We start from the raw sequence: 24917 nt of genomic DNA on the forward strand, positions 1-24917 counted from the left end.
TTTTTCATCCTATCGGGGGGCAACCACCCTTCCAACGCAACGCTGATCGCGCCGGTGTTCCCAACCCCGCGATTACTCTATGTAATCGCAAGCTACACAGGCCAGCTACATGCGCCGCTTCCGCCAGAAACATAGCGTCCCGGTCCTGGACGCACTCAAGGCGTGGCTCGATGACATCGCACCTAAGGTTGTGCCCGACACCAAGCTTGGTGATGCGGTATCCTACACCCTCAACCAGTGGGAATACCTGACGCGCTACGTCGAAGACGGCAGGATGCCGATCGATAACAATCTTCTCGAACGCGACATCAGGGTTTTTGCAACAGGAAGAAAATCCTGGCTTTTCTGACACCGTGGACGGCGCACGGGCGAGTGCCGTCACCTACAGCCTGATGCTGACTTGCCGCGCCTGCGGCGTCGAGCCTCTCGCGTGGCTACGCCATGTCCTCACTGAACTGCCCCAGCGACCTCACGACGCCGATATCGACGACCTGCTGCCATTCAACTTCGAAAGACACGCCTGACCCGCCGACGTCGTTGCGGTGGCCTGTCTCGTCCAGCGTCAACTATGATGGCCGCTCTGCCTCCGGAAGCAACGTGCTGCGAAATGCGCGCTTACGATCAAATCGGGTGAGACGTCGATGCCGTAAAGATCGTGCAGGTGCCTGGTGATCTCGCGGGTGCTCATGCCTCGCGCGTACATCGACACGATCTTGTCGTCGAAGCCGGTAAAGCGGCGTTGATACTTGGCGATCAACTGCGGGTCGAAGCTCGACTGGCGATCGCGCGGCACGTCGATCGCCAACTTGCCGGTGTCGGTCATTACCGTCTTTCGACCGTAGCCGTTGCGCATGTTGCCGACGCCGTCTTCGCCAGCGAGGTGGTGATCCATCTCCGCATTCAGGGCACGCTCTGTCAGCGCCTTCTTCAGCGAATCGAGCAGACCGCCCTGCTCGAAAGCGGCACTGGCAGCGCCGCCCGCCAAAAGCTGATCGAGAAGCTCATTCGGTATGGCAGGCTCTTTGCGTCGAGACATAGTGGGACTCCCTTTTTACCCATTATGCCCGCCCGCACACGGAAATCCTGAAGCGCCCCGGGTTTCCAGGAGGCTCCAACTTGTGAGAAGGAGCATCCGTTATGAGCAAGACAACCAACAAATTTTCACCTGAAGTTCGCGAACGGGCGGTTCGTATGGTGATGGAGCAGCGGGCCGAATATGGCTCGGAATGGGAAGTGATGAAGTCGATCGCTGCGAAGCTCGGCTGCTCGCTGGAGACGCTGCGCCGCTGGTGCCGCGAGGAGGCGGGCCGACGAGCGGGGCCAGCGGCGTTGGCTGCCGATGACCGTGAGCGGCTAAGGCTGCTAGAGCGCGAAGTGAAGGAACTGCGCCGCGCCAACGAGATTTTGCGCAAGGCATCTGCGTATTTTGCGATGGCGGAGCTTGACCGCCCCGGAAGATGATGATGGCGTTCATCGACGCCCATCGCGAGGATTTGGGGATCTAGCCGATCTGCCGTGAACTGGCGATCGCCCCTTCCTCCTACCATGAACATGCCGCACGCCGTATCGATCCTGGCCGACGTCCGGCACGTACCCGGCGCGATGAGGAGATCAGGGAGCAGATCAAGCGGGTCCATGAGGCCAGCTTCGGCCTCTATGGCGCACGCAAGGTCTGGCACCAGATGCGGCGTGAAGGCATAATGGTGGCGAAATGCACGGTGGAACGATTAATGCGCGCCATGGGGCTGGCAGGCGTCCGGCGTGGAAAGAAGACGGTCACCACCGTCAGCAACCCGAATACGCCGTGTCCGCTGGACAAGGTCAATCGGGCATTTCGCGTCAGCCGGCCAAACGCCCTGTGGGTCGTCGATTTTACCTACGTGCACACCTGGACGGGCTTCGTCTATGTTGCCTTCGTGATTGACGCTTTTGCCCGGCGGATCGTCGGATGGAAGGTCAGAACGTCAGCCACTGCCAACTTCGTTCTGGATGCCCTGGAGCAGGCGATCCATGCCCGTAGGCCCGGTCCCGATGATGGACTGATCCACCATAGCGACAGGGGAGTTCAATATCTTGCCATGAACTATACCCAGCGCTTGGCCGAGGCCAAACTCGTCCCCTCGGTCGGTAGCGTCGGTGATTCCTACGACAACGCCTTAGCCGAGACGATCAACGGCCTTTACAAGGCCGAGGTCATCTGGCGGCAGCGATCATGGCCAAGCGTTTCGGCCGTGGAAATGGCAACGCTGCGCTGGGTCGATTGGTACAATAATCACCGGCTCTTCGGCCCTATCGGGCACATCCCGCCCGCTGAGGCCGAAGACAATTACTATGCAGCCCTCGAGAACCTCGATATGGCTGCATAGCCAAATGAAAACTGCCTCCTGAAAACCCGGGGCGCTTCATCCTGACACTCCCAAGGGGTGGCGGGAGTAGCTTGTGGCATTTTGTGCCTCGCTGCAGGGCTGATCCAATCAATCCTTTCCTACAGCAGAACAATACCTTACGCTACTCTCACCACCCCTTCAGGCACAGCCCCATGCATAATCCGGGTTAGCCCGCCTTATTCACCAAAAGTGTCCTGAAGGGTTGGCGGGAGTGGCGTAAGCCTCTGATCTGAATTAGGAACTGGGTGTCTAAGCCGAACCTGCCGCAGGGCAGAAAATGCCACGGGCCACACCCGCCATGAACGATGATATCGCAAGCTCATTTGGATTCCCAGCAGTCGGCCGCAAGAAAATCACAGCTGCGTTCGACGGTGGCCGGCTTACCTCGGATGGCGGTGTTCTACTGCTTGCACAGGCCGAGCGCGCGATGGGGATTTGCCAGCGCCTGGCGGCTTGTATTGCCGATCCGCGCGATCCAGCGCGGGTGATCCATCGCCTGGATGACATTCTGCGTGCCCGTGTGTTCGCGATTGCGTGCGGCTATGAGGATGCCGATGATCTCGATGCTCTGCGCGACGATCCAGGCTTCCGCCTGGCGCTCGGCAAGCTGCCGGAATCGGGCGCGGGGCTGGCCAGCCAACCGACGATGAGCCGGTGGGAAAATGCACCGACTACGCGCGGACTGGCCAGCATGATGGCCGCGATGATCGACATCTACTGCGCCAGCTATCCCGCCCCTCCGACAGCGGTCACGCTGGATATCGACGACACGTGCGACGTCGTGCATGGCTATCAACAGCTCTCGTTCTGGAACGGGCATCATGGGGAGCGCTGCTTCCTACCGATCCATATCTACGACACCGCGACCGGCAGGCCGGTGGCCATGCTGCTGCGCACAGGCAAGACGCCTTCTGGAAAGGAGGCGGCGGGGCACATCCGACGCCTGGTGCGTCACCTGCGCCGTAATTGGCCCGATACCCACATCACTATCCGCGGCGACGGGCACTATGGTCGACCCGAGGTCATGGCCTACTGCGATGCGGCCCGCGTCGATTACGTGTTCGGCCTGCCCACCAATTCAGCGCTGCGCGCCGATCCCGCCATTGTTGCGGTCGCCGATGCCTGCGCGGTCAAGCGCGCCCAGCGTCAGTGTCCCGTCCTGCGCAACTATGCCGAGACCCGCTATGGGGCAAAGACCTGGAAGTGCCAGCGTCGCGTCGTTGCACGGATCGAGGCCAGCACGCTGGGCATGGACATCCGCTATGTCGTCACCTCGTTGGCAACAGGATCGGCCGAGCACATCTACGACACGCTCTACTGCGCGCGTGGTCAGGCCGAGAACCTGATCAAGCGCCACAAGTCCCAGCTCGCCAGCGACCGAACCTCGTGCCGCTCGGCCAATGCCAATCAGATGCGCCTGATACTGCACACTGCCGCATACTGGCTGCTATGGCGCATCCAGCAGGCGATGCCCAGGACCGCTGCTCTGGCAAGCGCGGAGTTTACCACCTTGCGCCTGCGGCTGCTCAAGGTCGCTGCGCGCGTCGTAGAAAGTGCTAGCCGCATCCGCATTGCCTTCGCTTCCGCCTGTCCGGATGCCGACCTGTTCCGCGCCCTCGTTCTCCGGCTGAAGCCTGCGCCGACGTAGCCCATGCGGCAGCGCCGCAGAACTCCGAGCCCAGCCCTTCAACCCGAAAAGCCCATCAATCCGAATGCGGTGAAACAAACGCCAGCGATGCCGGTCGTCCGCGCAATACAGCCAGCCGCAGCAAATGCCCAGAGCGGGCCCGAAACCGAGCGTCGTGAATAAGAGAGGTTAGGTACGTCGCAATGGCGCAATGCTGCGTGCATACGCCTCGGCCTCAACTTTTTTACTTCTCACCCTGTTAGTGTGATTAATTTGGTTTCGGCCCTAACCCTGCCAACCGATGGCCCTGCTTGCACTGCGCGCTACATCAATTATCTTATCGATCTTGACCTTGCTGAAAAACGTCTTTGGTTCTGCACGAGCCAAAACACTCATCGTCGCGACCAAGCGATCTTGAGAATCCAGGACCGGCACCGACGTCGCAGATAGTCCCGGTACGACAGTTCCGCGAGTCTTGGTGAAACCCACCCGCCTAGCTTGCTCAATTTGCGCGGCAAGTTTGAGGTCATCGACGACTACACCCTCAGCCCGCTCGCGTTCGACCCGTTCCCTGGTCTGTTCAGGAGGGCAATGCGCCAGAAAGAGGATCCCCGCCGATGATGTCTGCAATGGCAAGACCGATCCCGTGTGCAGAGATGTAAACAGCGGAATTCCACCATCGATCCAACGAATGACAGTTGGGCCGTAATCGCCCCACACGGAAAGCAAGCCAGTAGTTTTCATTTCTGCCAGTAGATCTTTCAAATGCTCAGCGGCTATTCGCACGGTGTCCAGCCGTGCCATTGCCGCCAAGCCAAGACGGATGGTTAGCCCTCCCAAATAATACCGACCGCTCCTTTCGTCCTGTTCGGCCACCTCGGTATTCACAAAGGAAAGCAAATATCGGTGCGCTTGGCTACGGGACAGACCTGAATGTTCTGCCACTTCGCGGAGAAAGGCCCCTTCACCTCCTCCGGTCTCCACTAAAGCTAGTAAAACTCGTACCCCAACTTCAACTGATTGAATGGATTTTCTTTCATCTTTATCTTCTTTAAACCCATTTCCAGATTTTTCACCAATTTTATTCATATCGTACTCCATGATCTTCCAGTTTTTAAAATATGGTGATGATGAGTGAGATCCTATCCCGTATAATTCATCGGGGGTTGGCGGATGTAGCGTAAGCATCTGATTTAACGTATGATTTGGTTGTCTAATCCGATCAACGTCATTTCAAGAAAGCTACACCCGCCATGGACGATCCTACGCTGCCGCTACCTGGTCTGTCACCTGTTTCGGGCAAGCGGTTGGACGTCAGATTTGACGGCGGTCTGCTATCGTCAGACGGCGGGATTTTGCTGTTGCGCGAGGTGGAGCAGCGCCTTGGCGTTGCGGATCGCATGGCGGCCTGCATCAAAGATCCCCGCGCGCCGGATCTGATCACCCACAGCCTTACCGACATTATCCGCTTCCGGCTGATGATGATTGCGGCGGGTTACGAGGATGGCAATGACGCCTCCAGTCTGCGCGTCGACCCGATGTTCAAGCTGGCCCTTGATCTGGCACCTTCGGATCGCGCGCTATGTTCGCAGCCGACGATCTCGCGACTGGAGAACCTGCCTGATACGCGTGCGTTGCTGGGCATGGGCCGGGCGATGGTTGATCTGTATTGCGATTCCTTCCGCACCGTGCCCAAGCGTATTGTCCTCGACATTGATGACACATTCGATGCCGTGCATGGCGGCCAGCAGTTGCGATTATTCAATGCCCATCATGACGAATATGGCTTCCAACCCATCGTCGTGTTCGATGGCGAGGGCCGCTTCATCACTGCCGTGCTACGCCCGGCCAAACGACCCGGCGGCAAGGAAATCAGGGCTTTCCTGCGCCGCCTGATGCGTGCAATCCGCGCCAACTGGCCAAGAACGCAGATCATGCTGCGCGGCGACAGTCATTATTGCTGTCCCGAGGTCATCGACTGGTGCCGGGCGGGCGGACACGACTTCATCCTGGGCGTCGCGCCGACCTCGACATTGCGCCGCCATGTCACCGATCTCGAAACCAGCACCAAAGCGCGCTTCGAGGCCGCAACCGACGATGGCAAGGTGCGCCGCTTCAAGGCATTCCACGACGGCGCTAAAAGCTGGAGCCGCGTCGAGCGGATCATCGCCCGCGTCGAAGTCGGCGATCAGGGGGCCGACACCCGCTTCGTCGTCACCAATCTCAAAAAGGGCTCGCCCCGCTGGCTCTACGAGCAGGTCTATTGCCGGCGGGGGCAGGCGGAAAATCACATCAAGTCGTGGAAAACCCATCTCGCCGCAGACCGTACATCCTGCACAAAGGCCACGGCCAACCAGTTGCGGCTGTTCCTTCATGCCGGTGCCTACTGGCTTATGTGGGGTCTGCGCACCGCCATGCCGAAACGCTCAATATGGCGCACTGTCCAGTTCGATACCTTGCGCCTGCACCTCATCAAGATCGCTGCCCGTGTCGTCGAAATGAAGACCTTGATCCGCGTCCAATGGCCCACCGCCTGTCCCAACCAGCAGATCGTCCGGGTCGCCCTCGATCGTATCCCTCGCCTCGTTACCTGAACAACGGGCCTGGCCCCAAAAACCAAACCCGTCCCTTCAACCCGCAAGCCTCAACATACCCGACCTTCGGCTCATCCCCGGGAGTGATGCACCGCGCCTGCCTCCAACCAAAAACCGAAATCCTGACGCCCGATCAACAACGCGATGAATTATACGGGCTAGACGCTTTCCCTCAAATGTGGATAGGTCCTTTAATTCCGGGTAGCCGTCAACCTCAGCTCGACTTTGTACGTTTTCGGTCAGGTCCAAGTCCAGAAGATGCTGTTTTCAGCGATATGGTCGAGGGCCTGATCGAGTGGCAAGACGCATCCGCCCATATCGTCAATATCTTCCCATTTTCGCCGGTGTGACCAGTAGCCGAGCCTGACTTCGTCGCGCGTGCCGACAGGCTTGAGGCGGGCGATCGGCGCGTCGGTTTCCAGCAGATAGAGATGGTAAGCGCCTTTGTCCTCGTACCATCCGACGCCGCCGCCGTTGGCCGCGTCGAACGTCTCGATGCGCAGAATGATTTCCTCGTCTTTCATGGTGCATCTATAGCTGCCGTCGGTTCACAGCATATTCGAGTCACCTCGCCGCATGGCAACAGCCCAAGCGTTGCAACGTGCTTCAGTCGGGATTTTCAAGCATGGAATGTTGGACCAGAACAAGGCCGTTATCGGCGATCCCGTCCCCCAGATACTGCGCCAATGGCTGCAGGCATGGCGTCGCTGTTTTACGGCTCCCAGCTGGGAGCATGTACTTGTTCTTGTGATGGGCGGCCTGCTGGCCACGGGGAAACGGACCGTTACGTCTTGCCTGCGTGTGACCGGCCGAGCCGATGCTTCCAACTTTGCAACTTATCACCAGATCCTCAACCGCGCCCGCTGGAGCTCGCGTGCCGTTGCGAGGCGTTTACTGGGCATTGTGGTCGAACGGCTGCCATCGCCGACGGCTGCCACAATCGCTGTCGCCGTAATTGGGCCCACGCCCGGAGCAGTAGCCAGACGCTGGCTGTCCGGGTTGGATTTGTGCCAGGTGACGATCCGCTTCTCCATCTCGCCAAGCTTATCGGTTAGTGTGTCGATGTGCCGGAAAAGACATCGCAACGCTTCTCGCGCTTCGTCCGGGACGACGGTCTTGTCCGAGGTTGCAAGACGCTCGCTCAATATCGCGAGCTGTCGCACGCCCTTGCCCGCGATAAGCCCGTATTCGCCCAGCAGTCCGCGCAGTGCATTGATCGTCGCCGTTCGCTGTCGGACCAACAGGCTGCGGACACGATGTAAAGCCAGAACAGTCTGTTGCTGCTTCGTCTTGATAGGAACGAACCGCATGTTCGGCTTGGCGACGGCCTCGCATATGGCCTCCGCGTCGGCGGCGTCCGTCTTGTTCCGCTTCACTAATCACGAGGTTCCCATAATGCGGAGGAACGCGGCCTGATTGGCGGATTTCTGCCGATTTCATCCATGTTCCTCCGCATTATTTCAGAGTGTGTCGAGCCAGGCGAGCACGCTTGCATCGCGCTTCCAAGGTGGCTGGCCGCCGGGTGTTGTTGGAACGGCGACCTTCTCCAAGGCTTTCCGCTTCGTTTCGAGATTGGCCCTGGCATAGTGATTGGTCGTGTCGAGGCTCACATGGCCGAGCCAGCTTCGGATGACCGTAACGTCGACGCCCGCCGAGATGAGGTGCACGGCGGTGGCGTGCCGGAAGGCGTGTGGCGTCACATGCTTGGCACGCAGCGCTGGCGTTGTTTCGGCGGCGACCCTCGGTTCCGACGCCGGAGCGCGCTTGATCGGGATGTGGAGGATTTCGACGCATTGCGCGATCGATGCGGGATCCTTGGTGGCCACGAAGTGGAAGAAGCTGCGGATCGCAGCAAGCCGGCAGTTGCGCGTGCCGATCGTACTACTGCGTTCATGTTCGGCATGGCTGAGGAACGCGATGACCTCGCTGGCTGTCAGATCGGCCAGTGTGTCAATGACACTGTAAAATTCCCCACTTCCGGGCTCTCCCGCACTTTCGGTGCAACCTGGTGGAATCCCATTGATTCAGCGGAAGAATCTTAAGGAGGTCCTTTCGCCATGCCGAAACGCATCTTGCCGCTCATCCCGGCACCTTTGGTTGTCGATTATGTTCAACAGATTGCCAATGAAGTCGTGGTGCATTGCCGCGCCCGCTCACCTGTCGCTCGGTGCCCCAACTGTCGGCGGGCATCAACCCGTCTGCATAGCCGTTATAATCGGCGTATTGCGGATTTGCCCTGGCAAGGGCGCTCAGTAACGATCCAGCTTCGTGTGCGGCGCCTGCGCTGCGTCAATCAACGTTGCAGGCGTCGCATTTTTGCAGAATCTCTCAGCTCGACTTTGTACGATTAGGTAGCGAAGCATAGTGCTTGAGCCATACGTACGAGGCGGGTTGTCGGAATATAGTGCGTTTCTCGGTGCGGCGGGGAGTGTGGATTAATGTCGCCGACCCAGATCTGGAGGCGGACGGCACCGATGGCGTCACTGAATGTCGGGCTGGTTTTTCGATACCACGCGGCGGAATACGGGGTGCTTTTATTGGTCAGCAGATCGCAGGCCCATAGTGATATAAGAGTGTAGAGACCCAGCAGCGCCGGTGTGGTTCGCGCTATGGCTTTGTCGGTCCACTGGCGCTGTGTCTCGACACCCAGGTGAGCGCGGGTTTCGGCAAAGGTGACTTCGATTTGCCATCGGCGGACGTAGAGGGCGATGATGTCGGCGGGCTCGAGGGTAATGTCGGTACTGAAGAAGGCCTGCGGGTCGCGCTTTCCGTCAGGATCGCGAACCAGGACCCAGCGGACCGGCAAGACCGGGGTGCCGGGCCTGTACCATAGGGCGATGTCGGATGTGATCTGGAGCGTCTTGCCGTTGAGATGGCCATACCAGGCAGAGACGAGAATGCTGGTCCAGCGTGTCGCCGGATTGGCGAGCAGGGTCTTGAGTTTTGGTAATGCTCGCCCTTTCTGTGCGGGGCGCCCCATCGTGCGTGCCGTTCGCCCCGCAGGCTGTGCAAACAAGTTGGCATCGAGCCGCAGTCGGCTGATGAGTGTGGCCCGGCGGACGATCGCATGTGCCAGTTCGTGGACAGCAAAGCTGCTGTCGCCAATGAAGATGATCCGCCGACCCGGCAGCCAGCGAGACAGCTGCAGCGCGCCCTGCCGGGCCCAGTCCGTCAGCAATTTATGACGACAGCCGCGTTGACGGTTCGATCGTTCCGAAGGAGCGAGCAACGTCAAGACTGGCAGTGCCTTGATCAGGCGGGTCCATGACACCGGGGTGAGCACCATGAAGCTGAGCCAGCGCAGTCCGCTGGCTTTGACGAAATGGCCGTGACTGGAGCGGACCGGGTCGCGGTAGATACCCCGTGCGGTGATCCGGCGCCCCCATCGCCGCTCAATGGTGTCGTCCATACCGATGACCACAGGGCCCTCTGGCACGAGCCGTTCGACCACGATGCTGAGCAGTCGCCTGGCAACGGCACGGGAGCTCCAGCGGGCACGGTTGAGGATCTGGTGATAGGTTGCAAAGTTGGCAGCATGGGCTCGGCCGGTCACACGCAGGCAAGACGTAACGGTTCGTTTGCCGGTGGCCAGCAGGCCGCCCATCACAAGAACGAGTACATGCTCCCAACTGGGGGCCGTAAAGCAGGGACGCCATGCTTGCAGCCATTGGCGCAAGATCTGGGGGACGGGATCGCCGATAACGGCCTTGTTCTGGTCCAACATCTCATGCTTGGAATCCTAACCGAAGCACGGCGCAACGCTTGGGCTGTTGCCATGCGGCCAGTTGAATCGGATACGCTGTGACCTGAAGGCAGCTATGGATGCTCCATGAAAGACGACGAAATCATTATGCGCATCGAAACTTTCGACGCGGCCAACGGCGGCGGCGTGGGCTGGTACGAGGACAAGGGCGCCTACCACCTTTACCTGTTGGAAACGGAGGCACCGATCGCCCGTCTCAAACCTGTCGGCACGCGCGACGACGTCAGGCTTGGCTACTGGTCACACCGGCGACAATGGGAAGATATTGACGATATGGGCGGATGCGTCTTGCCACTCGATCAGGCCCTCGACCACATCGCTGAAAACAGCATCTTCTGGACCTGGACCTGACCAAAAACGTACAAAGTCGAGCTCAGAGCCCGATCCGAAACTAAGTTGAGTGGTATCAGTGGGTTAGCTTGACGCTTGCCGCAGTCGTTGATTCAGGGGTTTTGCAACAAACTTCCGGAGATCAACGATGTGGACTGATACCACTCGGGCGCAATATGCCCGCGCGGGACTGACTTTGCCAAGCGATTTGACCGATGCCGAATGGTCGGTGCTCGAACCGTTCTTGCCGCCACCCTCCCACGTGGGCCGTCCGCGCAAATGGCCGCTGCGACGGATCGTCGAGGCGATCCTCTATCTGCTGCGTGGGGGGCTGCCGTGGCGAATGCTGCCGCCCTGCTTTCCGCCGGTCTCGACGGTTCGGCGCTGGTTTTACCTGTGGCGCGATAACAAACTGTGGCTCTCGCTCAATCATACTCTGCTGTTGATGGCGCGTGAAGCGACGGGCCGCGAGGCTTCGCCCAGTGCTGGCGTGATCGATAGTCAGAGCGTGAAAACAACGGAAAGTGGCGGACCTCGCGGCTTTGACGCGGGCAAGAAAGTCAAGGGGCGCAAGCGCCACATCCTCACCGACACCGAGGGCCATTTGGTTCATGCGGTGATCCATACCGCCGACATTCAGGACCGCGACGGCGCGCCGCTGGTCCTGCGTGAAATCATCCACCGCTTTCCATGGCTGCGCCATGTCTTTGCCGATGGCGGCTATGCTGGCGACAAGCTCAGGGAAGCGCTCCGGCGTATCGGCAAATGGACTGTCGAGATCGTCAAGCGATCCGATGTTGCAAAAGGCTTCGTGGTTGTTCCGCGCCGCTGGGTCGTCGAGCGAACACTGGCTTGGCTGAACCGCAACCGCCGGCTCGCCAAGGACTTTGAACAGACCATCGCATCGGCAACTGCGTGGCTGTTCATAGCTTCCATCCAGCTATTCGCGCGTCGCATCGCAAGACTATGAAATTTCATCGGATAATTATGAATCAGGCTCTCAAAGATGTGGTGGCACGACGTGGCCGGCGGACCCAGCGACTTGGCGAAATTCAATGATGTGTTGGACTTGCGCTAGGCCGTGTTGACAAAAAGGGATTTTCAACCGGCCCAAGTTCTGATTCATATGTGGACGCCCCCTATGGCAAGGGCTTTTTGTCGGGACGGGTTTGATCGGTTGCTTTCATATGTCCGGCCTATTTGTGCGGGCGTGATTTGACCGCTGGCCCTGATGGAAATCCGCCGGTGAAGTCCCTGATCAAGTTGGCGCGCTTTTGAGGCGCATTGAATCAGACGGGTTGGTTTCACCATTGGCTCGATCGTTACTCATCATCGACTGCCATTACCAATTCGGGTGACCTGATTTGATCAGGCCAAATGCGCGTAGGGCTGATAGGCTTCCTTCCTTGTCAGCACGACCCAGGCGATCCGGGCCAGTTTGTTGGCAAGCGCTACGGACACCACCCTGAATGGCTTCTTCTCGCTCAGCTTCCTGATCCAGTTTGCCATGGGCGTGGGCTTGTCCTTGACGTGACGCATCACGGCAGTGGCGCCTACAACGAGCAATCGACGCAAGTATCGATCGCCTTGCTTCGATATGCCGCCCAGCCGAGCTTTGCCGCCGGTCGAATGTTGCTGCGGGGTCAGCCCCAGCCACGCGGCGAACTGCCTGCCCGAGGTGAACTGATCGGGATCGGAGACGGTCGCGGCGATAGCGGTCGCTGTGATGATACCAAGGCCGGGGATGGCGGCGAGCCTGCGGCTGGCTTCGCTCTCGGCATGCCATTTGGCGATTTGCTGGTCGAGCAGCGCAATCTCACCCGTCAGCGCCGTGATCTGGCGGACCAGCGTTTCCAGCGCGGTGCGGGCATAGGGCGGTAATCCGTCACGATCGGACAGCGCCTGCTCGGCCAAGGTCGCAAGATGTGCAAGCCCGGGATTTGCGACAAGACCGAACTCTGCCAGATGCGCCCGCAGCGCGTTCGCTGCCATAGTCCGTTGCCGCACCAGCAGCGACCGGGCGCGATGGGCCATCAATATCGCTTGCTGCTCGACCGTTTTTGTCGGCACGAACCGCATCGTCGGGCGCTGTACAGCTTCGCATATGGCCTCTGCATCCAGCGCATCACTCTTGCCGCGCTTGACGTAGGCCTTCACGTACGAAGGCGGAATCAGGCGAACTTCGTGCCCCATGGCGGCGAGTGTCCGTGCCCAGTAATGCGCCGTTCCGCACGCCTCCACGCCAATCAGACATGGCGGCAGCTTCGAGAAGAAAGGCAACATCTGCTTCCTGTGCAACTTCTTCACCAGCACCGCAGTGCCGGTCTCATCGATGCCATGTGCTTGAAAGACGCTCTTAGCCAGATCCAGCCCAACCGTTGTGATCGTCATCGTAAACGCTCCTGTTCCTGCTTCGGGTGACCGACCGACAGCATAGCGCCGGTCAGTGCGGGGGCGTCCACATCATCAAGGCTGCTCTTTAAGGAGCAGTCATGGACCGTGGGGACTTGTCGGATGCTGAGTGGGAACTGATTGGCCCCCTGCTGCCATCCGAGCGGGGGCGCTGGGCTCGACCATCTGGCGATAATCGGCGTTTTCTCAACGGCATGCTTCATGTGCTGCGGGTCGGCTGCCCCTGGCGCGACATGCACGAGCGCTACGGCAAGTGGAACTCCGTCTATGTGCGGTTCCGACGCTGGGCCGAGCAAGGCGTTTGGGATGCGCTGTTGCAAACGCTGGTTGATTTGGGCCTGACCGATGACTGGCAGCACATGATCGATAGCACCACGGTTCGCGGCCATGTCTCGGCAGTAGGCGGAAAAGGGGGGCTCTTGCGCAGGCTTTTGGTCGATCACGCGGCGGCTTTACGAGCAAAGTCCACGCCCGCTGCGACAATCAAGGACTGCCTATCGGGTTCATCCTGACTGGCGGCGAGGCTTCAGATTACGCTGCCGTGGATGAACTGATGGCCCTGCCGTTGCCCAAACCCAAGGCATTGCTGGCCGACAAGGGTTACGATGGCGACCGGTTCCGCGAAAACCTGCTCATGCGCGGCATTTTGCCGATCATCCCACCCCGGTCGAACCGCAAAGTGCCGGTCCATCCCGACTATCGGCGCTACAAGGATCGCAACCGCATTGAGCGAATGTTCGGCAAGTTGAAGCAACAACGCCGCATCGCCACCCGCTATGACAAACCGTCCTGTCGTTCGAAAGCTTCCTCAACCTCGCTGCTGCACGGATATGGCTGAAGTCTTTTGTCAACACGGCCTAGCACTACTTTGGCAGAAGTGTGGAATGCGTGGCTGATAGGCTCCCACCGCAGTGAGGGCATTGGTCTGGCGGAGGTCGCGATATTCGGTCAATGATGGCCTGTCGGATGGCGGGCATGCTCGGTTGAGGCGGCGGCCCGGAGACTCTTTTTTTTCCGGCCCGCCTGCGCGAGCCTTCGTGTTTGCAGGAAGGCATAGGCCATCATTGTCATGAGAAGGTGGCGATGCAGCCCCGTCCATGATCGTCCTTCGAAGTGGTCGAGGCCGAGTTCCTCCTTGAGTTGCTGGTGCGCCTGTTCGCAAATCCAGCGCGCCTTGATGGCGCCGGCGACGTCCTTGATCGCGGTGTCGGCGGGAAGGTTGGAGAGATAGTATTTTCGCTCGCCGTTCGAGCGATGCTCACCCACCAGCCAAGCCTCTTCGCCTGGCATATGCTGTGCGCCAGCAGCGCCGATCCGCTGTGGCGCACCATCGGCGACACGCACACGCATGGCCGCAAAGCGAGCCGTCAGGCGGCCTTTGGTCCCTCGGCGCCAACTGACCTGCCGCCATTTCGCATCTTCGAGCATGGAATGGGCTGCTCGGGATTTGACGTCGGGCACATGCCGAACCCGTGGTCGCCCACGTCCTGCCACCGGGAAGATCAACTGCACGTCGGCAGGATAGACCTTCTGGTGCCGGGGAATACCAACGGCCCAGCGCAAGCCTCGTGCACTTAGCGCCTGCCGGAACGGCGCTGACAAGCCATAGCCGGCGTCGGCAAGGACGCAGCCGAAGCGCACGCCGGCAGCAATGACCCGGTCGATCTCCTCGATGGCGATGTCGGGCTTCGTGCGATAGGATTGGAAATCTTCGGACACGCCGGCCCTCTTCATCCGGCCGGTGTCGCTGGTCCAGCTTTCCGGCAGGTATAGCCGCAAACCCAGCATGACCGGCACCTCCCCCGAAGCCAAGGTCACCGACACGAGCGTCTGGCAGTGCGCGTTCTTGCCCAGTACCGTGGCTGTCTCTTATACACATCTAGATGTGTATAAGAGACAGGCCCAGTACCGTGGCATATTGGGGCGCGACCCCGACCGAGGCCTTGCCCTTCTTGGGAAGGGCTGTGTCGTCGATGATTAGCCAGCCCTTGTCGCCACCGACCAACTCATCCGCTTGCCGCCACAACGTCGCCTCCAGCGGCGCGCTGTCCCAAATCCCGGCGCCGATGAAATGATGCAGCCGGTCATAGCTGAGCGCGTCTGCGCGGGCCGCCATGGGCTGGATGCTCTTGCGATCGCCGGGGCCAATCAAGCCGGCGATGTAGGCCGGGCACATCCGCCGCCGCGTCTTGTTACCCAACTTCTCCAAATACGGCTCAAGCCAATGCTCGAGATCCCGCTGCCAATCCTCTTCCATCGCCAGCCTCCATCAAAGCTGGCTCCCTATGAATCACGCATTTCCCTTGCAGGGAATCCCAAAAATCACACTTCTGCCAAAGTAGTGCTAGGCGGCGAGGCCGGCGCCCGATTGATCGACAGGCTCGGCATGCCTGCTAGTGAAGCGCCCCGGGTTTTCAGGAGGCTCCAACTCTGTCTCTTATACACATCGAGATGTGTATAAGAGACAGGCCGTGAACTGGCGATCGCCCCTTCCTCCTACCACTGTCTCTTATACACATCGAGATGTGTATAAGAGACAGGCCGTGAACTGGCGATCGCCCCTTCCTCCTACCACTGTCTCTTATACACATCGAGATGTGTATAAGAGACAGGCCGTGAACTGGCGATCGCCCCTTCCTCCTACCACTGTCTCTTATACACATCGAGATGTGTATAAGAGACAGGCCGTGAACTGGCGATCGCCCCTTCCTCCTACCACTGTCTCTTATACACATCGAGATGTGTATAAGAGACAGGCCGTGAACTGGCGATCGCCCCTTCCTCCTACCACTGTCTCTTATACACATCGAGATGTGTATAAGAGACAGGCCGTGAACTGGCGATCGCCCCTTCCTCCTACCACTGTCTCTTATACACATCGAGATGTGTATAAGAGACAGGCCGTGAACTGGCGATCGCCCCTTCCTCCTACCACTGTCTCTTATACACATCGAGATGTGTATAAGAGACAGGCCGTGAACTGGCGATCGCCCCTTCCTCCTACCACTGTCTCTTATACACATCGAGATGTGTATAAGAGACAGGCCGTGAACTGGCGATCGCCCCTTCCTCCTACCACTGTCTCTTATACACATCGAGATGTGTATAAGAGACAGGCCGTGAACTGGCGATCGCCCCTTCCTCCTACCACTGTCTCTTATACACATCGAGATGTGTATAAGAGACAGGCCGTGAACTGGCGATCGCCCCTTCCTCCTACCACTGTCTCTTATACACATCGAGATGTGTATAAGAGACAGGCCGTGAACTGGCGATCGCCCCTTCCTCCTACCACTGTCTCTTATACACATCGAGATGTGTATAAGAGACAGGCCGTGAACTGGCGATCGCCCCTTCCTCCTACCACTGTCTCTTATACACATCGAGATGTGTATAAGAGACAGGCCGTGAACTGGCGATCGCCCCTTCCTCCTACCACTGTCTCTTATACACATCGAGATGTGTATAAGAGACAGGCCGTGAACTGGCGATCGCCCCTTCCTCCTACCACTGTCTCTTATACACATCGAGATGTGTATAAGAGACAGGCCGTGAACTGGCGATCGCCCCTTCCTCCTACCACTGTCTCTTATACACATCGAGATGTGTATAAGAGACAGGCCGTGAACTGGCGATCGCCCCTTCCTCCTACCACTGTCTCTTATACACATCGAGATGTGTATAAGAGACAGGCCGTGAACTGGCGATCGCCCCTTCCTCCTACCACTGTCTCTTATACACATCGAGATGTGTATAAGAGACAGGCCGTGAACTGGCGATCGCCCCTTCCTCCTACCACTGTCTCTTATACACATCGAGATGTGTATAAGAGACAGGCCGTGAACTGGCGATCGCCCCTTCCTCCTACCACTGTCTCTTATACACATCGAGATGTGTATAAGAGACAGGCCGTGAACTGGCGATCGCCCCTTCCTCCTACCACTGTCTCTTATACACATCGAGATGTGTATAAGAGACAGGCCGTGAACTGGCGATCGCCCCTTCCTCCTACCACTGTCTCTTATACACATCGAGATGTGTATAAGAGACAGGCCGTGAACTGGCGATCGCCCCTTCCTCCTACCACTGTCTCTTATACACATCGAGATGTGTATAAGAGACAGGCCGTGAACTGGCGATCGCCCCTTCCTCCTACCACTGTCTCTTATACACATCGAGATGTGTATAAGAGACAGGCCGTGAACTGGCGATCGCCCCTTCCTCCTACCACTGTCTCTTATACACATCGAGATGTGTATAAGAGACAGGCCCAGAACGAATATGCGATGGAGGCCTTCAAAAAGATCCCATGATGAGAGTTGGATAGCGGTCTGAGGGAGCTCAGAGTCGGTTTGCTACCAANAAAACCCGGGACGCTTCACTTTCGGCGAAGCACGGTTAAGCCGGCCTCATCTACACCGTGAACTTGGAAAACCGTTTTGGCCAGATCAAGGCCAATTGTAACAACTCATACCATCCGTCCGTGATGCTGACACACGTGGGGGATTCCCAAAGCGGCGAAACTATGAATCTATGTCTTCGGGTTGGAGGGCATTGTCATGGGTGCAGCGATTGGATTGCGAGACGACTTTGATGCAGCGGGCTTGAGGCGACTGGCGCGGACGACGAAGAGCGCGANCGCTGGTCAAGGAACGCACGCTTCACACGAACCGGATCAAAGGCCTGCTCTTCAGTGTCGGCATTCGGGGTTATGAGCCGAACCGACGGGATCGGCGTGAACGCCTGGAAGAACTGCGGACGGTCGACGGCAAACCCTTGCCCTTGCATCTCAAGGCGCAGCTCAATCGTGAGCTCGACCGTCTCGAGTTGCTCTGCGAACAGATCAAATGCGTTGAGGCCGAGCGTGACGACATGGCCGAGACTTCGCCACAGGCGATGCTCGCAATGCTCAAGGGCATAGGCCCAGAGTTTGCGAATGTCCTCGCCAGCGAAGGGCTGTTCCGGCATTTCGACAACCGGCGCCAGATCGCAGCTTATGCCGGCCTTGCTCCCTCGCCATGGCGCAGCGGCTCGATCGATCGCGAGCAGGGCGTCTCGAAGTCTGGCAATCCACGCTTGCGCACGACGATGGTTCAAGCCGCATGGCTGTGGCTGCGCTATCAGCCGGACTCGGCTTTGTCCCGCTGGTTCCAGGAACGCGTCAGCCGCAACGGCGGACGCGGCAAGAAGGTCGCCATCATCGCACTGGCACGCAAGCTGCTCGTGGCCTTCTGGAAGTACGCCATGAGCGGTGTCGTGATCGAGGGCGCCGTCATGACGAAGGCCTGATCAACATACTTCATGTGACCCAATCCCCGGGGCACTGATCAGCCCCAATGGATCCAGGCGAACGGACCGTAAGCCCCCCTGGCCGCAACAGCCGTCTCAAAAGAATGGTCCCGTTCTCCTGAGCCCTGCCCCGAACGCGGGATTATGGTGCTGCCGTCTCGAACGGCGACCGGATGTGAGGTTGTACAGGCGAGGCGTGTTCGCCGGTACTCGTAACTCGGCTCAGCTGGATATCATTGGCAATTGGACGGACTGCTAAAATGCTTTGTCACCCCATTGACCGGAGAAACATCATGTGAGGGGGCTTTGCAACCCAGCTGGCAAAGATCAAAGCCGCTCTCCCGCGGGTCGTGTCCCGGCGCGTGGTGTAGGTTTTGAGGGTAGCGAAGCTGACCGGACGCGCGCTCATCGATAAAGCGCTGTAGCGGCCGGTCAGTTTCGCGGGTGGTCACCGGCGAACTTCGGATAAGTTTGGGTTGCGAAGCTCAACTTACGGAGACCTCCGATGACCAATGACAAGATGGACCTGCACGCTCTGGTTGGGAAGACAGCCGACGGCGATTTTCTACGCGACATGATCGGCTTTGCCGCGCAGCGGCTGATGGAACTGGAAGTGGGCGGTGCGACCGGCGCTGCCTATGGTGAGAAAGATCCTGAGCGCCTCGCGCAGCGCAACGGCTATCGGGATCGGGACTGGGAGACGCGAGCAGGCACGGTCGAGCTGCGGATCCCCAAGCTGCGCAAGGGAACATATTTTCCAGGGTTTCTGGAGCCCCGCCGTATGGCAGAGAAGGCACTGACGGCCGTCATCCAGGAAGCTTATATCCAGGGGATCTCGACCCGCTCTGTGGACGATCTGGTCAAAGCCATGGGCATGAGTGGGATCTCAAAGAGCCAGGTCAGCCGACTGTGCGTGGAGATCGACGAGCGGGTGAAGGCCTTTCTCGATCGTCCGATCGAAGGCGACTGGCCCTATCTCTGGATGGACGCGACCTACATCAAAGTGCGGCGAGCCGGTCGCATCGTCTCTGTCGCGGTCATCATTGCCGTTGGCGTTAACAGCGATGGCCGGCGCGAAGTGCTCGGCATGGCGATCGGTCATTCCGAAGCGGAGGTCTTCTGGACCGAGTTTCTACGCAGCCTTGCTCGTCGCGGTCTGCGCGGCGTGAAGCTGGTGATCTCAGATTCCCATGAAGGCATAAAAGCCTCCGTCGCCAAAGTGTTCAGCGCCACCTGGCAGCGATGCCGGGTTCATTTTATGCGCAATGCGCTGGCCCATGCCGGCAAGAGTGGACGCCGGGTCGTGTCGGCATTCATCGCCACCGCTTTCGCCCAGGAAACTCCAGAGGCCGCAAAGGCCCAATGGCGTAGCGTCGCCGATCAATTGCGCCCTACCGTGCCAAAACTCGCTACTCTGATGGACAGCGCCGAGGAGGATGTGCTGGCCTACATGACCTTCCCAGCCCAACACCGCACGAAGTTGCACAGCAACAATCCGATCGAGCGGCTCAATGGCGAGATCAAGCGGCGCACCGATGTTGTCGGTATCTTCCCCAACGAAGAGGCGATTACCCGTCTCGTCGGCGCTATCCTTCTGGAACAGAACGACGAATGGGCCGTCCAACGCTGCCGCTATATGACACTTGAGAGCGTCTCAGGTTTAAGCGATAATCCCATCATCACGTTGCCTGCCATGGCAGCATGATCAGCCCGGCTTAGCCGGAGGTCGCTGTGGCTATCCCAGCGAACCTACACCACGTTGTGGGGCACGATCCTCCCGCGCGACACGCCCATAGAGGTATGGTTCCAGGACGAGGCCCGTATCGGCCAGAAAAACAAGATCACCCGCCGCTGGGCCAGGCGCGGCACCCGGCCTTCAGCGCCCAAGGATCAGAGGACCAAATCAGCCTACATCTTCGGCGCTATCTGCCCTGAGCTTGGCAAGGGCGCTGGCTTGGTCCTGCCCTTCTGTAATACCCAGACCATGTCGCTGCACCTGGCGGAGATATCGCTCGCTATCGAACCAGGTGCCCACGGCGTGCTGCTGATGGATCAGGCCGGATGGCACATGACCGGGAAGCTGGAAGTACCCGATAATATCAGCATCGTTCCGCTGCCGCCAAAATGTCCTGAACTCAACCCGGTCGAAAATATCTGGCAGTTCATGCGCGATAACTGGCTATCCAACCGCATCTTCACGTCCCACGACAACATCGTAGACCTTTGCTGCGAAGCCTGGAACAGGCTGATCGATCAGCCCTGGCGCATCATGACAATTGGACGCCGCAAATGGGCACGTGGGTCGTGATCAATGCAGGTTGGTATGACATCGCGCTTCCTCCACTTTAATGGCACCACATAATATGATCGTTTGCATGGGGGTGGTCCATGCCATCAAATGGGCGGTCCAGCGCTCCCGCTGCATGACACTTGAGAGCGTCTCGGGATTAAGCGATAATGCCATCATCACGTTGCCTGCCATGGCAGCATGATCAACCCGGCTTAGCCGGAGATCGCCAAGGCTACGCCAGCGAACCTACACCATCAGGTGGGACACGATCCGATGCAGGCAAGAAGAGGGGACATCGCCGTTGTCCGGAGCCTGACTGGGCGCAGTTCCACCGCGAATTGAAGCGTACGCAGGTAACATTGCAGGTGCTGTGGGACGAGTACGTTGCGGAGCATCCCAGCGGCTATCGATATAGCCGATTTTGCGAAATGTATAGCAGCTGGGCCATGAAGTTGCCGGTTAGGCCCAGTGACCTCATAGGTCGAAAAACGGCCAACTTGGGGAACGGATCGGAAACGATCCGCGCGGTTGACTGTTGCGTTCGGATATTCGAATGTTGTGAGCAGGCGGGCCGGAGACGACAATGTCGGTGGTGAGTATATCGGAGACGGACGAGGATCTGGCCGGACGCTGGAGTTTGGTCTTCGAAGACTTCGCGCTTTTGAACGCAAAGTCTGCGGCGACCCAGCTCGGCTTTGCCGCGCAGCTGCTCCTGTACCGTATGACGGGACGCTTTGGTCGCGATGCCGGCGAGTTTCCGGATACCGTGGTTACGTATCTTGCCGAGCAGATCGGAGCATCGCCTGCAGAGCTTGAGGGCTATGACTGGCTCGGCCGATCGGGGCGACGGCATCGTGCCGATATTCTCGACCATTTGGGATTTCGCCGGGCGCGCCGACAAGACATGCAGGCAGCTGCTGCGTGGACTGGCTCCGAGCTTTGCCAGTTGGGCTTGCCCGCTTCCGGGATGATGGACCGTCTTCTTGGCTGGTTCGTCGCGCACCGGATTGCGGCGCCTGAGGAAGAAGCGTTGACGGCGCTGATCACCACGGCCCGTCGCGGGTTCGAGGATCAGGTGCTGGAGAAGATTGCCTCGTTTGTATCGTCCGAGCACGGGGAACGGCTTGATGCTTCGCTCGCCGATGAGGAAGGCGTCACAGGTTTTTCGGGACTGAAAGCGGATCCCGGGCAGCCCAATATTGACAACATACTGATAGCGGCACGCAGGCTTGCCTTTGTGAAGCAGCATGTGTTGCCCTTGGAGGCTTTGCCGGATTTGCGAGATCCCATTGCGCGGATTCTTCGCCGCAGAGCGATCAACGAGACCGCCTGGACGATGCGCCGGCACCCTGATGGCCGACGCTACGCGCTGTTCGGGCTTTTCCTGGCGCACCGGGAACGCGAACTCACAGACGGGCTGATCGACCTGCTGATCGAAATTGTCCACACGATCGGCAGCCGGGCTCGCAACCGGGTGCTCAAGGCGTTCGTGACCGAAGTCGAGCGGGTTCACGGCAAAGAGGGACTGCTGGTCCGGATTGCCGAGGCGGCCTGTCTTCAGCCCGAAGGCATGGTGTGCGATGTCGTGTTTCCGGCAGCGGGCGGCGCCGATGTGCTGGCGGCGATCGTGCGAGAGCATAAGGCGTCGGACGGTTTCGAGCGGCGCGTTCACCGGGTGCTGCGCGTCTCGTATCTGCGTCATTATCGGCGCATGCTTCCGGCGGTATTGGGTGTGTTGGAATTCCGTTCGAATAACCTGGTGCATCGCCTGGTGCTCGATGCGGTCGACTGGCTGCGCCGGACGAGTGGCAGCCGGCGCGTCCTCCGGCCTGAGGACGGCGTGCCGCTGGACGGTGTCGTGCCCCTCCAAATGGCGCGACCTGGTCGGGGAAAAGGACGACGACGGGCGTCCGCGGATCAACCGCATCAACTATGAGATCTGCGTACTGACCGCGTTACGCGAGCGTCTGCGCTGCAAGGAAATCTTGGTGGTGGGCGCGGACCGCTACCGTAATCCTGACGACGATTTGCCACGGGATTTCGAAACACGCCGCGCAGACTGTTATCTTCTTCGGCAAGGGCGGTGAGATCGCCACCAACCGCCGGGAGGATCAGGAGTTGTCAGTGCTGGCGCTCCATTTGCTGCAGAATTGCCTGGTCTATGTGAACACGCGGATGCTGCAGCGGGTCCTGGATGCACCGAGCACTGCCACGAAGATATGGGCATCACGGATCTCGCCAGTCAGCCGGTCGACCACGATCCCGATCTTTCCCCGGCATAATCGACGAACAGCTTCTCCCCAGGTGTATGGTTCTGCCGCAGGATAGCTGTGTGGTCGGCGCGGAGCCGAGTCAGAAGAGTCGTTTCGGATTGACCAGCAAGTCGGCTTGCTTCGCCAGAACGGCGAAACACTCTCGACGATAGAAGATGCGATCGTTCGTGGTTCAGTTGAAGCTGTCGGCGGTAACGTTGCACAAGCGGTCAGAGAATTGGGGCTGACGCATCTGCAATTCGCTTTCAGGGTTGCGAAGATGCGTCGTCACAGCTAGCCTTGCTTTTGATTTTGTTGCAATGACTTGCATAATATGCAAAGAGACTTCCTTCTGTGCATAAAGGGCAGGGGGAGAGTGAAGCCGTGAAACTGGGAGATATCGGGTGCGTTCGGTAGCGATTGTAGGCGCCAATCTAGCGGGTGGGCGAGCGGCGGAAGCGCTGCGGCAAGTAGGGTTCGACGGTCGGATCACTCTGATCGGTGAAGAGCCCTGGAGGCCCTATGAGCGCCCGCCGCTGTCCAAGGAGTTCCTGTGGAATCCAGCCGAAATGTCGGACAACTTTTTCCTGCAGGATGAAAACTGGTACTCCGACAACCGGATCGACATGCTGCTCAGCACCCGTGCCGAAGCGATTGATTTGAATGCGGGCGGCGTGCGCCTCTCGGGTGGCCAATTGGTCGCTGCCGACAAGGTTCTGCTGGCGACTGGAGGGCACGCCCGCAAGCTCAATCTGGCCGGAGCCGATTGCGTCAACGTACATTATCTGCGCACCCGGGACGATGCCGCCAGGATGGCCCTCGACCTTCGTCAAGGCGCACGGGTGGTGATCGTTGGCATGGGCGTGATCGGAGCCGAAGTGGCTGCTAGCGCGATCAAGCTTGGCTGCGAAGTAACTGCGGTAGAACCGTTGGCGGGTCCGATGGAACGGGCACTGGGCAAACGTTTCGGTCAGTGGCTGGGCGAGGAGCACCGCAAGCGCGGGGTCAAGACCCATTTCAACCGGGGCGTAACGGGTTTCAAGTTCGCGGACGGCCGCGTATCCGCAGTCGAGATCGACGACGGCACCGTCATCCCTTGTGATGCCGTCGTCGTTGGGGTGGGGATCATTCCTGCCACCTCGCTCGCGGTCGATGCCGGGTTGACTGTAAACAATGGGATCGTCGTCGACCGTCGATGCCAGACCAGCAATAAGGCGATATTTGCCGCCGGTGACGTCGCCGAGCAGGACGGTTTTTTTGGCGGTCGCTTCCGGCAGGAAACCTATCAGAACGCTTCCGACCAGGCCCAAGCGGCGGCCTCGGCGATGCTTGGTCACGAAGTCGATTACTGCAAGCCCATGTGGTACTGGAGCGACCAGTTCGATTTGAACATCCAGTTCTGCGGGCAAATTCCGGCACAGGCCGAGGTCGTCCTTCGCGGCGATATCGAAAGCAACGCTTTCGTCGCTTTGTTTTTGTCCGGCAATACAATTGATGGCCTGCTGACTGTCAACCGCGCGCCCGATATGGGCATTGGCAAGCGGTTGGTCGAACGGAGGACGAAGGCGAGCGCCGACCGGCTTGCGGATGCAGACGTGTCTCTGCGCGAATTGCTTATGCAGTCTGCTCGATAGCGCGTCGGCGGCGGGGGGCCTTATCCGATCCCGCCGCCCGCGACGAAGAGTGTCTGCCCGGTGAGGTAGGAGGCCTCCTGAGAGGCGAAAAAACAAATTGCAGCGGCCAGTTCATCGGGTTCGCCGAAGCGGAGCATAGGGGTGTCGCGCAAGGTCTGCTCCATCACTCCTGCAAAACCCGCCTTGAACGCATCGCTCATGGGTTCGGGATCGCGTGGGGTGACCCGTCACAGGTTCATTTAGTGCCTCAGAGCCGGAACACCGTTGCACGATGGGCAGCCAAGCGGCGCGACGATGCACAGGCACTAGAACCGCAGAGGCAGCGGTCAGCCTGGAAGG

The 24917-nt window shown here is 59.2% G+C and carries 14 protein-coding genes, 12 pseudogenes and 1 other annotated feature; of the genes and pseudogenes, 16 read left to right on the forward strand and 10 right to left on the reverse strand.

What is annotated here, in order from left to right; all coding sequences use genetic code 11:
• Nucleotides 1-94: 94 nt before the first annotated feature.
• Nucleotides 95-524: pseudogene (locus tag FE851_RS21555) on the forward strand (transposase); the annotation flags it as partial.
• Between the two features lie 95 nt (nt 525-619).
• On the opposite strand, the pseudogene FE851_RS21560 reads toward FE851_RS21555, so the two are convergent.
• Nucleotides 620-1036: pseudogene (locus tag FE851_RS21560) on the reverse strand (transposase); the annotation flags it as partial.
• A 101-nt stretch (nt 1037-1137) separates the two neighbouring features.
• Here FE851_RS21560 and FE851_RS21565 point away from each other — a divergent pair.
• Nucleotides 1138-2366 (forward strand): annotated as a pseudogene (locus FE851_RS21565) (IS3 family transposase).
• Nucleotides 1419-1535: a sequence feature (AL1L pseudoknot), on the forward strand. It overlaps the preceding pseudogene by 117 nt.
• 319 nt (nt 2367-2685) lie before the next feature.
• Nucleotides 2686-4035 (forward strand): IS1380-like element ISSp1 family transposase, encoded by a 1350-nt coding sequence (locus tag FE851_RS21570; protein ID WP_010338249.1) that lies wholly within the window; start codon nt 2686-2688, stop codon nt 4033-4035.
• A 264-nt stretch (nt 4036-4299) separates the two neighbouring features.
• Here FE851_RS21570 and FE851_RS21580 read toward each other — a convergent pair whose 3' ends face one another.
• Nucleotides 4300-5103, reverse strand: coding sequence for an IclR family transcriptional regulator (locus FE851_RS21580; protein WP_186378961.1), 804 nt, complete (start codon nt 5101-5103; stop codon nt 4300-4302).
• A 164-nt stretch (nt 5104-5267) separates the two neighbouring features.
• Here FE851_RS21580 and FE851_RS21585 point away from each other — a divergent pair, with 164 nt between their 5' ends.
• Complete coding sequence (locus tag FE851_RS21585; RefSeq protein WP_043155119.1) at nt 5268-6608, forward strand: IS1380 family transposase; 1341 nt, start codon at nt 5268-5270, stop codon at nt 6606-6608.
• 239 nt (nt 6609-6847) lie between these two features.
• On the opposite strand, the gene FE851_RS21590 is transcribed toward FE851_RS21585, so the two are convergent.
• Nucleotides 6848-7132, reverse strand: a complete 285-nt coding sequence (locus FE851_RS21590) for a hypothetical protein (protein WP_043155121.1) — start codon at nt 7130-7132, stop codon at nt 6848-6850.
• A gap of 226 nt (nt 7133-7358) precedes the next feature.
• Between FE851_RS21590 and FE851_RS26980 the strand changes: the two are divergent.
• A pseudogene (locus tag FE851_RS26980) lies at nt 7359-7496 on the forward strand (hypothetical protein); the annotation flags it as partial.
• 32 nt (nt 7497-7528) lie between these two features.
• On the opposite strand, the pseudogene FE851_RS21600 reads toward FE851_RS26980, so the two are convergent.
• Nucleotides 7529-7984: pseudogene (locus tag FE851_RS21600) on the reverse strand (IS110 family transposase); the annotation flags it as partial.
• Between the two features lie 84 nt (nt 7985-8068).
• A pseudogene (locus tag FE851_RS21605) lies at nt 8069-8557 on the reverse strand (tyrosine-type recombinase/integrase); the annotation flags it as partial.
• A 108-nt stretch (nt 8558-8665) separates the two neighbouring features.
• Between FE851_RS21605 and FE851_RS21610 the strand changes: the two are divergent.
• The gene (locus FE851_RS21610; RefSeq protein ID WP_081764277.1) at nt 8666-8959 is read left to right on the forward strand and encodes a transposase family protein; all 294 of its coding nucleotides are present in this window, start codon (nt 8666-8668) and stop codon (nt 8957-8959) included.
• Here FE851_RS21610 and FE851_RS21615 read toward each other — a convergent pair.
• Nucleotides 8956-10332 carry a transposase gene (locus FE851_RS21615; RefSeq protein WP_043155439.1) on the reverse strand — a complete coding sequence of 459 codons (1377 nt, stop codon included), beginning with the start codon at nt 10330-10332 and terminating at the stop codon, nt 8956-8958. The two genes, FE851_RS21610 and FE851_RS21615, sit on opposite strands and share 4 nt — an antisense overlap.
• A gap of 105 nt (nt 10333-10437) precedes the next feature.
• Between FE851_RS21615 and FE851_RS21620 the strand changes: the two genes are divergently transcribed.
• Entirely contained in the window at nt 10438-10722 is a 285-nt protein-coding gene (locus FE851_RS21620; RefSeq protein WP_043153117.1) for a hypothetical protein, read from the forward strand.
• A gap of 127 nt (nt 10723-10849) precedes the next feature.
• On the forward strand, nt 10850-11671 hold the full coding sequence (locus FE851_RS21625; protein WP_145206731.1) for an IS5 family transposase: 822 nt from the start codon (nt 10850-10852) through the stop codon (nt 11669-11671).
• 398 nt (nt 11672-12069) lie between these two features.
• Here the strand turns inward: FE851_RS21625 and FE851_RS21630 are convergent, their stop codons facing one another.
• On the reverse strand, nt 12070-13092 hold the full coding sequence (locus tag FE851_RS21630; protein WP_145206732.1) for an IS110 family transposase: 1023 nt from the start codon (nt 13090-13092) through the stop codon (nt 12070-12072).
• 101 nt (nt 13093-13193) lie between these two features.
• Here FE851_RS21630 and FE851_RS21635 point away from each other — a divergent pair.
• Nucleotides 13194-13951: pseudogene (locus FE851_RS21635) on the forward strand (IS5 family transposase).
• A 110-nt stretch (nt 13952-14061) separates the two neighbouring features.
• On the opposite strand, the pseudogene FE851_RS21640 reads toward FE851_RS21635, so the two are convergent.
• Nucleotides 14062-15370 (reverse strand): annotated as a pseudogene (locus FE851_RS21640) (IS701 family transposase).
• 157 nt (nt 15371-15527) lie between these two features.
• Entirely contained in the window at nt 15528-17360 is a 1833-nt protein-coding gene (locus FE851_RS21645; RefSeq protein ID WP_145206733.1) for a hypothetical protein, read from the reverse strand.
• A gap of 379 nt (nt 17361-17739) precedes the next feature.
• Here FE851_RS21645 and FE851_RS21650 point away from each other — a divergent pair.
• The 7 genes and pseudogenes from FE851_RS21650 to FE851_RS21680 all read left to right on the forward strand — a co-directional run.
• Nucleotides 17740-18402 (forward strand): annotated as a pseudogene (locus FE851_RS21650) (IS110 family transposase); the annotation flags it as partial.
• A gap of 505 nt (nt 18403-18907) precedes the next feature.
• Nucleotides 18908-20107 carry an IS256 family transposase gene (locus tag FE851_RS21655; RefSeq protein ID WP_145206734.1) on the forward strand — a complete coding sequence of 400 codons (1200 nt, stop codon included), beginning with the start codon at nt 18908-18910 and terminating at the stop codon, nt 20105-20107.
• A gap of 84 nt (nt 20108-20191) precedes the next feature.
• Nucleotides 20192-20710: pseudogene (locus FE851_RS21660) on the forward strand (IS630 family transposase); the annotation flags it as partial.
• A 257-nt stretch (nt 20711-20967) separates the two neighbouring features.
• Nucleotides 20968-21153: pseudogene (locus tag FE851_RS26985) on the forward strand (IS21 family transposase); the annotation flags it as partial.
• A 122-nt stretch (nt 21154-21275) separates the two neighbouring features.
• Nucleotides 21276-21734: pseudogene (locus FE851_RS27370) on the forward strand (DUF4158 domain-containing protein); the annotation flags it as partial.
• 995 nt (nt 21735-22729) lie between these two features.
• Entirely contained in the window at nt 22730-23020 is a 291-nt protein-coding gene (locus tag FE851_RS27375) for a Tn3 family transposase (protein WP_409994519.1), read from the forward strand.
• A gap of 328 nt (nt 23021-23348) precedes the next feature.
• Nucleotides 23349-24578, forward strand: coding sequence for an NAD(P)/FAD-dependent oxidoreductase (locus FE851_RS21680; RefSeq protein ID WP_019054263.1), 1230 nt, complete (start codon nt 23349-23351; stop codon nt 24576-24578).
• 20 nt (nt 24579-24598) lie between these two features.
• Here FE851_RS21680 and FE851_RS21685 read toward each other — a convergent pair whose 3' ends face one another.
• On the reverse strand, nt 24599-24778 hold the full coding sequence (locus FE851_RS21685; protein ID WP_026149929.1) for an SDR family oxidoreductase: 180 nt from the start codon (nt 24776-24778) through the stop codon (nt 24599-24601).
• Nucleotides 24779-24917: the final 139 nt, after the last annotated feature.

The organism is Sphingobium sp. B2 (assembly GCF_007693735.1).
Taxonomy (GTDB): Bacteria; Pseudomonadota; Alphaproteobacteria; order Sphingomonadales; family Sphingomonadaceae; genus Sphingobium; species Sphingobium xenophagum.

Coding starts and splice junctions, on each gene's coding strand:
- FE851_RS21620 (WP_043153117.1), top strand. CDS start 10,438: ATGAAAGACGACGAAATCATTATGCGCATCGAAACTTTCGACGCGGCC.
- FE851_RS21615 (WP_043155439.1), bottom strand. CDS start 10,332: ATGTTGGACCAGAACAAGGCCGTTATCGGCGATCCCGTCCCCCAGATC.
- FE851_RS21590 (WP_043155121.1), bottom strand. CDS start 7,132: ATGAAAGACGAGGAAATCATTCTGCGCATCGAGACGTTCGACGCGGCC.
- FE851_RS21610 (WP_081764277.1), top strand. CDS start 8,666: ATGCCGAAACGCATCTTGCCGCTCATCCCGGCACCTTTGGTTGTCGAT.
- FE851_RS21585 (WP_043155119.1), top strand. CDS start 5,268: ATGGACGATCCTACGCTGCCGCTACCTGGTCTGTCACCTGTTTCGGGC.
- FE851_RS21685 (WP_026149929.1), bottom strand. CDS start 24,778: ATGAGCGATGCGTTCAAGGCGGGTTTTGCAGGAGTGATGGAGCAGACC.
- FE851_RS21645 (WP_145206733.1), bottom strand. CDS start 17,360: ATGTGTATAAGAGACAGTGGTAGGAGGAAGGGGCGATCGCCAGTTCAC.
- FE851_RS21570 (WP_010338249.1), top strand. CDS start 2,686: ATGAACGATGATATCGCAAGCTCATTTGGATTCCCAGCAGTCGGCCGC.
- FE851_RS21630 (WP_145206732.1), bottom strand. CDS start 13,092: ATGACGATCACAACGGTTGGGCTGGATCTGGCTAAGAGCGTCTTTCAA.
- FE851_RS21655 (WP_145206734.1), top strand. CDS start 18,908: ATGACCAATGACAAGATGGACCTGCACGCTCTGGTTGGGAAGACAGCC.
- FE851_RS21625 (WP_145206731.1), top strand. CDS start 10,850: ATGTGGACTGATACCACTCGGGCGCAATATGCCCGCGCGGGACTGACT.
- FE851_RS21580 (WP_186378961.1), bottom strand. CDS start 5,103: ATGAATAAAATTGGTGAAAAATCTGGAAATGGGTTTAAAGAAGATAAA.